Raw genomic sequence first — 8,120 nt, 5'->3', positions numbered from 1 at the left:
TGCTAACATTACATTCAATCGTCCCAAGGTTTTAAATGCAATGAATTCCGAGGTGATGTCTGAACTGGCCCATGCGTTGCAGGTGTGTGATCAGGATGACGAGGTGAAGGCGCTGATCCTGACTGGTTCGGGAGAAAAGGCTTTTGTGGCGGGTGCGGACATATCGCAAATGCAGAATTACACCCCGGTGGAAGTAACGAAATTTATGGAACTAGGACAGGGAACCCTCCGCTTTATGGAGACAATGGGGAAACCTGTTATTGCCGCCGTCAACGGTTTTGCGCTGGGAGGCGGGACGGAGATCGCGCTGGCCTGTGATGTTCGCATTGCTTCGGAAAACGCGGTTTTCGGGCAGCCGGAAATATTGATAGGGATTCTTCCGGGATGGGGCGGCACGCAACGTCTGCCCAGACTTGTCGGGACGGGCATTGCCAAGGAACTTATTCTGGGCGGGGGGCAGATTAACGCTCAGAGAGCGTATGAAATCGGTTTGGTGAATAAAGTGGTTCCGCTTGCCAATCTGATGGAAGAAGCCGGAAAGATGGCCAAAAAATTTACAACGCTTCCGGGTTTTGCCCTTAAAATGGCCAAAAACAGCATCAATTACGGTTATGACATGTCACTGGACAATGCGGTGAAACTGGAATTAAGCGCGGTTGCGCAATGCTTCGGAACGCAGGATCAAAAGGAAGGTATGAAGGCATTTCTGGAGAAGAGAAAACCTGCATTTGTAGGTAAGTAGATACCAGACTAGAGGATCAAGGAAAAAGGCTAAAGGTCAAGGAGATTTTTGAATGTCATTACATCTTGAAAAATTGAAATCTTTTTCGGGCAGAAAAGGTCCCCTGCTGCTGATTATCATGGATGGCATAGGTATCGGCAAAGCAGATGAAACGAATGCTGTCCACAAGGCCAAGACACCCAACCTTGATCGATTGTTCAAATCTGATCTGTACACGCAACTCAAGGCCCATGGTACGGCTGTCGGACTGCCTTCAGATGATGATATGGGAAACAGCGAAGTGGGTCACAACGCCATGGGGGCTGGCAGGGTCTTTGACCAGGGTGCACGCCTTGTCAATGCGGCACTTAAAACAGGAAGGATTTTTCAATCCGACGTCTGGGACACCATTGTACATCGTTCCCACAAGGGCGGGACAATTCACTTCATCGGGCTGCTTTCCGACGGGAATGTCCATTCGCATATTGACCAATTATTCATCATGATCGAAAAATGTGCCGCACTGAATCTGAAAAGGGTCAGGATCCATGCCCTGCTTGACGGCAGGGACGTCGGAGAAAGAACGGCGCTGAATTACATTATTCCCACAGAGGAAAAACTAAGGAAGATTTCAGCAGAAATGGGTCTTGATTACGCCATAGCGTCCGGCGGCGGCCGTATGAAGGTCACCATGGACAGGTACAATTCAGATTGGGATATCGTCAAGAGGGGATGGGAGGCCCATGTCCTGGGAGAGGGCAGAAAGTTCCCGTCCGCCTCCGAAGCGGTGAAGACTTATTACGAGGAAGACCCGAAAGCAACCGATCAGTATCTGCCGGCCTTTGTCATAGCTGATGATTCGGGGATGCCGAGGGGGACGATCAAGGACGGCGATGCCGTGATCTTTTTCAACTTCCGGGGCGACCGCGCTATCGAGATTTCCAGGGCATTTTCCGAGAAGGAATTTTCCGAGTTCGACAGAGGCCCCCTTCCGGATATTTTCTATGCCGGGATGATGGAGTATGACGGGGACGCCCATATCCCCCCCAATTTTCTTGTACAGCCCCCGGCAATCGATCGTGTAATCAGCGAGTACCTTTGCGCGGCAAACGTAAAAGCGTTTGCCGTATCCGAGACTCAGAAATATGGCCATGTGACATATTTCTGGAATGGCAACTGTTCCGGCTACGTTGATGAATCCCTTGAAACATATGTGGAGATTCCTTCCGACAGGATTGAATTTGACAAGGCTCCGAAGATGAAAGCAAAGGAGATAACGGATACAGTTATGGACCTGCTCCGGACGGGTAAGTATAAATTCGGAAGGCTCAATTTCCCGAACGGTGATATGGTCGGGCATACCGGAGTGATGGAGGCGGCCATTATCGCGGTCGAAACAGTGGATAAGTGTGTCGGCGATCTGGTGGTTCTGATCAAAGAAATGGAAGGCATTGCCGTTATCACGGCTGACCACGGCAATGCGGACGAAATGTTCACCACAGATAAAAAAGGCACAAAATCAGTCAAAACAGCGCATTCCCTTAATCCGGTCCCCTTTGTCATTTATGACCCCCTTTACCAAGGGGAATATCGTATGGCGGATATCCGGGAAAAAGGCCTGTCCAATATAGCGGCAACCCTTCTGAATCTTCTGGGGTATGAGAAGCCGGACGATTATGATCCGTCATTAATAGAAATGACGCCTGCCGGTTGATCATGATCTAAAAAAAGGCTATGCACCATAAAAAAAACAGCCCATCCGCCTGTTCTTTTTTTGCCTGTCTTTAAGATTGTACGATGAATCTGGCCACCCGCCGTTAATTTTTTCCTTGACGCTGGAAAGTAATTTCCATATCGTTTGTTGTATAAATCATATTGAGGGTAAAAAGGTTGATTGAAAATCTGGTCAGTAATGTATCTTTGTATATTCAAGATTCTGTTTTTCTTTCATTTTTGGCGGCATATCTGGGCGGGGTGGTGATCAGCTTCACACCCTGTACTTATCCTCTCATTCCCGTGACGGTCGGTTTCATTGGTGCGCAGGGTGCATCATCAAAACTACGCGGCTTCCTGCTGTCACTGTTTTATGTTCTGGGGATGTCCGTGACATATGCCGCCCTAGGAGCGGCGGCTGCCCTGTCGGGAAGGCTCTTCGGGCAAATGCAGACAACCCCGCTTGTCTATATTATCATGGCGAACGTTTGCCTGATCATGGGATTGGCCATGCTTGATGTTTTTAAAATATCAATCCCGATTCCGCAAAGCATTCTTAAATATTCCGGCGGCGGGAAAAAAGGATTTGCTCCCAGTTTTTTGCTGGGTGCGGCTTCCGGTTTTGTGATCGGTCCATGCACCGCGCCGGTGCTCGGTGTGTTGCTGGGTTTTGTGGCACTCAAGAGTAATCTGATAATGGGTATCGGCCTTCTCTTTATTTTTGCCTTTGGAATGGGGACGCTCCTGATCCTGGTGGGTACATTTACGGGATTTATTTCTTCACTCCCACGGTCCGGCGCCTGGATGACTGTCATCACAAGGGTTTTTGGCGTTATTTTGATTGGCGCTGCCCAATATTTCCTGTATACTGCCGGCACGCTGTCTTTTTAAGAAAAAAAGGAGTACCATGCGTAAATATTTTAATATTATTATGGCTTTCCTGATGGTTGTTTTCCTGGCTCCGCCAGCGGCTGCCTGGGGCCAGTATATTCCCAATGCGCCCTTCAAGCCAGAGCTGACCCAGGCGCCGGATTTTACCCTCAAAGACGTGCAGGGAAAAACATTCCGACTGAGCGCTCAGCGAGGCAAGCCGGTTCTGATTTTTTTCGGAACAACCTGGTGCCCCGGATGCCGCGCGGAAATTCCCAAATATAAAGAAGTTCATAGGACCTATTCGCCGCGTGGTCTGGAGGTTATTTACATTAACATCATGGAGCCGGCAAAAAAAGTAATAAGGTTTGCTCAGAGCAATTCACTGCCCTATCGGACGCTGCTGGATGAAGACGGCAGCGTTGGAAACGCATACAATGTTATTGGTGTGCCCATGATCATGCTGTTGGACAAAGCAGGGAATATTGTTAAAGTTGGACACAGCTCGAAAGATATGCCTCTGGATAACGTCTTAAAATGAAATAAAGCGGCACAAAGAACACAATTTGGAATAAGGCAGTCAAATTAAAGTTTTTTCGCTTGTCTGCATGAGTGGTTTCAGAGATTCAAAGGCAGATGGTCATCCAATAACGTAAATGAATGATGATGATCTGCGAAATGGCGGTAATCGTTTGTTACGGGGGGGGATGAATCCATGACACAAAATGACTGGCTGCATAACTTTACAAAGTCCGAGACAGACCGCTGGATTGGCGGCGTCTGCGGCGGATTGGGAGAGCACACTCCTGTTCCTTCCTGGGTATGGCGTTTATTGTTTACGTTGCTGGCTCTTTGCGTCGGGACAGGATTCCTTGTCTATATTCTGCTTTGGATTTTTGTTCCGCGTAAAGCAAAAACCTGATAAACTGAATATTGGGGGCAGAAATTCAAGCTGAAAAGGCAATGACTGTTTGTTGAAGATGAAGATTGAAAATCTGGCGCTGGATAAAATCCGGCCCGTGAAAATTCGGCACGCCAGTCCCCTGCTTTTTATTCACGGCGCATGGGGAACAAGTCAGTACTGGAAGAATTATCTTCCATACTTTGCTGATCAGGGATGGGAAGTCTATGCGGTGAACTTGCGCGGCCATTTTCCGTCGGATCGGGAAGAAGCGTTGGCGCAGGTGACGCTGGAAGACTATCTGGATGATGTGGAAAAAGTCATCCGTCGCCTCAATATTGAAAATTGCGCATTGATTGGACACAGCCTGGGCGGATTGATTGCCCAGAAAACAGCGGAACATATCGATTCAATTACCGCGCTCGTTACCATGGCCAGTGCGCCCCCGCTTGGCGTTGCCCTCGAAGTTCAGAATGATCTGCCCTATTCCGGAACGATCATCAAAAACATGTGGGGCATGATGAACATGAAACCGGTTAAACCGACCTTCGCAATGGCGGAACAGACCGTACTCAACAACATTGCCCCGGAGGAACGCAAAGCTTTTTTTGACATGTTTGTTGCCGAATCTCTGGTTGTCGGCTATCAGGTGACTCAGGGCTACCCTGTCTATCCATCGAGGATAAAGTGCCCAAAGCTGGTTATCGGGTGCGCCAGAGATGTGGTTGCTCCGGCATCCATGCAGAGGGGATTGGCCGATTTTTTGCAAGCTGACTATATTGAATATCAGCAATTTGCTCACCTGCCGATGCTGGAAACGGGCTGGGAAAAATCCGCCGCTGACCTGGCGAAGTGGTTGGATCAGAAAGTGAATGCACCGCGCGCGGCAAAAGATTCAAGATCATAAGAACAATAGAAAGAGGAAAGGGTCCGAAATGAAGTATCGAGATGACATTTACATTTACGAATGGGCAAACTACTTTGACAACAACTGCAACAGCTACTACATCGGAGGAAATGTACAGGCGCTTATTGATCCGGGTCTGACGCGCTATCTGCCCGATTTGCTCAATCAGATGGCCAATGACGGCATCAAGAAGAAAGACATCAAGTACGTGATCAATACGCATTCGCATCCCGATCACTTTCAGGGCTCCGAACTTTTTGATCAGGAAAAGGTAAAGATCGCCCTGCACCGCAAGGAAATGGATTTCCTCAAAGGCGTCGGCGGCGAACTCTACGGTCTCTTCGGCATCACCGTGCCGCAGATGCAGATCAACATGCAGATGGAGGACGGCAAGCTTGAGCTGGGCGACCAGGTCTTCAAAGTGATTTCAATTCCTGGTCATACACCCGGATCTATCGGCCTCTACTGGCCTGTAAAGAAGGCCCTGTTCTGCGGCGACGTCGTGTTCCAGCAGAATGTCGGCCGCACGGATTTTCCTGGAGGCAACGGATCGCTGCTGAAAAAAAGCATTGTGACGCTGTCCGATCTCGATATCGAGTTGCTTTTACCCGGGCATATGGGAATGATCGAAGGCCATGACAAGATTCAGGACAACTTCAACATCATCATTCAGAATATTTTCCCCTACATTTAAGGGTGATCTGCTCTTCCGGAGGACCAGCGTTCCATGGCGAATGAAGGAAACAAAGTAATTTACTCCATGATCGGAGTCAGCAAGGTTTATGAAAAAAAGCCGGTGCTGAAGGACATCTATCTGTCTTATTTCTACGGCGCGAAAATCGGCGTGATCGGTTTAAACGGATCCGGCAAAAGCTCGCTTCTGAAGATTCTGGCGGGTGTGGATGATGAATTTCTGGGCAAGACCATTCTTTCCCCGGGTTATACAGTGGGCTACCTGGAGCAGGAACCGCGTCTCGACGACGCTAAAACAGTGCGCCAGATTGTGGAGCAGGGCGTACAGTCCACAATGGATGTGATCAACGAGTACAACGCTGTCAACGAGAAGTTTGGCGAGGAAATGTCGGACGAGGAAATGACGAAGCTCTGCGACCGGCAGGCCGCCCTGCAGGAGAAGATGGACGCGCTGGATGCGTGGGATATGGACTCGCGACTTGAAATGGCAATGGACGCACTGCGCTGCCCGCCCGGCGACACATTGATCAAAGTGCTCTCCGGCGGTGAAAAACGCCGGGTCGCCCTGTGCCGTCTGCTTTTACAGAAACCCGACATTCTGCTTCTGGACGAACCGACCAACCATCTGGACGCCGAATCCGTTGCCTGGCTGGAGCATCATCTGCAAAAATACGAGGGCACGATCATTGCCGTTACCCACGACCGTTATTTCCTGGATAATGTTGCCGGTTGGATCCTTGAGCTCGACCGCGGCCAGGGCATTCCCTGGCAGGGGAATTATTCCTCGTGGCTCACGCAAAAGCAAAACCGCCTGAAGAATGAAGAAAAAACGGAAAGCGCAAGAATCAAAACCCTGGAGCGCGAGCTGGAATGGATCCGCATGTCGCCCAAGGGACGGCACGCCAAATCCAAGGCGCGTATCAATGCTTATGAAGAGTTGCTGGGTACAACCCAGGAAAAGGAATCCGGTACGCGAGAAATCTTTATTGCGCCGGGTCCCCGGCTGGGCGACCTGGTGATCGAGGCAAAAGACGTAAATAAAGGCTATGGCGATAAACTGCTTGTTGAAGGCATGACTTTTTCCCTGCCGCCAGGCGGTATCGTCGGCGTGATCGGCCCCAACGGCGCCGGCAAGACCACGCTTTTCCGCATGATCACAGGGCAGGAAACACCGGATTCCGGAACGATCCGCATCGGCGAAACCGTGAAGCTTGCTTATGTTGATCAGAGCCGCGACGCGCTTGATCCGGAAAAGAACATCTGGGAGATGATTTCCGATGGGCAGGATATGATTGCCGTCGGCAGCCGGCAGATCAATTCGCGTGCGTACGTGTCACGGTTTAATTTTTCCGGCACCGATCAGCAAAAGAAAGTCGGGATGCTGTCAGGCGGTGAACGCAACCGTGTACATCTGGCCCGGATGCTCAAGGAAGGCGGCAATGTCCTGCTGCTTGACGAACCCACGAACGATCTGGACGTGAACACCCTGCGAGCGCTGGAAGACTCGCTGGAGAGTTTTGCCGGCTGTGTTGTCGTCATCAGCCACGACCGCTGGTTTCTGGACAGAATCTGCACGCACATCCTGGCCTTTGAAGGCGACAGCAAGGTTCTTTTCTTTGACGGCAACTATTCCGAATACGAGGAAGACCGCAAAAGCAGACTGGGCGCCGCCGCCAGCCAGCCGCACCGAATCAAGTACCGGCAACTGACCAGAAGGTAGCACCGTCACTAAGGTAGTTTAATTTTTCTTTTTTCCGTCTGCGGGCAGGGTCGGTAGAAGATTGCGATATTGCCGATCAGACCGACGAGTTCGCTTTTAGTGGCTTCGGCAATTTCTGAGGACATTGCTTTTTTGGCGGTTTTGAATTCGCCGAATTTAACTTTTATCAGTTCGTGGTCTTTCAAGGCCAGGTCAACCGAGCCGAGGAGCTGCTCGGTTATGCCTTTGGCGCCGATGATCACCAGCGGTTTCAAATGATGCGCCTGCGCGCGTAAATATTTTCGTTGCGAGCCTTTAAGAGGTTCCATAGGTTGTTCATCCATCGTTATTTTGATGATTTTTCGTATAACACAGTTAAACGTTTTAAAAAACTTTAATATTAATTATTTCATTACGGATCCCGCTGCCGCATCCGGAACAGACAAAGAGCGTATGTAAAGAAGTCGCGTGTCGAGAAATTCCTTGACAAATAAAGCCTCTTGAATAAAAGTCTCAAGCCGTGAGCGGGCGTAATTCAGCGGTAGAATGTCAGCTTCCCAAGCTGGACGTCGCCGGTTCGAGCCCGGTCGCCCGCTCCATTTTCAGCCTTCCGGCA

General features: G+C 50.0%; 9 protein-coding genes and 1 tRNA gene. 9 read left to right on the top strand and 1 reads right to left on the bottom strand.

The window, feature by feature from the left end; genetic code table 11:
• Positions 1–7 precede the first annotated feature (7 nt).
• The 8 genes from CVU71_18285 (at position 8) to CVU71_18250 (ending at position 7,525) form a co-directional block, all read left to right on the top strand.
• Positions 8–742, top strand: coding sequence for a crotonase (locus tag CVU71_18285; GenBank protein ID PKN16917.1), 735 nt, complete (start codon positions 8–10; stop codon positions 740–742).
• A 52-nt stretch (positions 743–794) separates the two neighbouring features.
• Positions 795–2,435 carry a 2,3-bisphosphoglycerate-independent phosphoglycerate mutase gene (locus CVU71_18280; protein PKN16916.1) on the top strand — a complete coding sequence of 547 codons (1,641 nt, stop codon included), beginning with the start codon at positions 795–797 and terminating at the stop codon, positions 2,433–2,435.
• A 155-nt stretch (positions 2,436–2,590) separates the two neighbouring features.
• Positions 2,591–3,325: a thiol:disulfide interchange protein gene (locus CVU71_18275; protein ID PKN16915.1), complete on the top strand. Its 735-nt coding sequence runs from the start codon at positions 2,591–2,593 to the stop codon at positions 3,323–3,325.
• Between the two features lie 16 nt (positions 3,326–3,341).
• Positions 3,342–3,845: a hypothetical protein gene (locus tag CVU71_18270; GenBank protein ID PKN16914.1), complete on the top strand. Its 504-nt coding sequence runs from the start codon at positions 3,342–3,344 to the stop codon at positions 3,843–3,845.
• A 174-nt stretch (positions 3,846–4,019) separates the two neighbouring features.
• Complete coding sequence (locus CVU71_18265) at positions 4,020–4,226, top strand: hypothetical protein (protein ID PKN16913.1); 207 nt, start codon at positions 4,020–4,022, stop codon at positions 4,224–4,226.
• Positions 4,227–4,284: 58 nt separating this feature from the next.
• Entirely contained in the window at positions 4,285–5,112 is an 828-nt protein-coding gene (locus tag CVU71_18260) for a hypothetical protein (protein PKN16912.1), read from the top strand.
• A complete protein-coding gene (locus CVU71_18255; GenBank protein PKN16911.1) occupies positions 5,078–5,806 on the top strand; it encodes an MBL fold metallo-hydrolase in 729 nt (242 codons plus the stop codon). Before CVU71_18260 ends, CVU71_18255 begins: the two co-directional genes overlap by 35 nt.
• 33 nt (positions 5,807–5,839) lie before the next feature.
• Positions 5,840–7,525, top strand: a complete 1,686-nt coding sequence (locus tag CVU71_18250) for an energy-dependent translational throttle protein EttA (GenBank protein PKN16910.1) — start codon at positions 5,840–5,842, stop codon at positions 7,523–7,525.
• Positions 7,526–7,533: 8 nt separating this feature from the next.
• On the opposite strand, the gene CVU71_18245 is transcribed toward CVU71_18250, so the two are convergent.
• On the bottom strand, positions 7,534–7,833 hold the full coding sequence (locus CVU71_18245; GenBank protein ID PKN16909.1) for a ribosome assembly RNA-binding protein YhbY: 300 nt from the start codon (positions 7,831–7,833) through the stop codon (positions 7,534–7,536).
• A gap of 195 nt (positions 7,834–8,028) precedes the next feature.
• Here CVU71_18245 and CVU71_18240 point away from each other — a divergent pair.
• A tRNA-Gly gene (locus CVU71_18240) sits at positions 8,029–8,103 on the top strand.
• Positions 8,104–8,120 lie beyond the last annotated feature (17 nt).

The organism is Deltaproteobacteria bacterium HGW-Deltaproteobacteria-6 (assembly GCA_002840435.1).
In the GTDB taxonomy this organism is placed as follows: Bacteria; Desulfobacterota; Syntrophia; order Syntrophales; family Smithellaceae; genus UBA8904.
The sequence above is the reverse complement of the archived record's forward strand: the minus strand, read 5'-3'. Positions and strand labels throughout refer to the sequence as shown.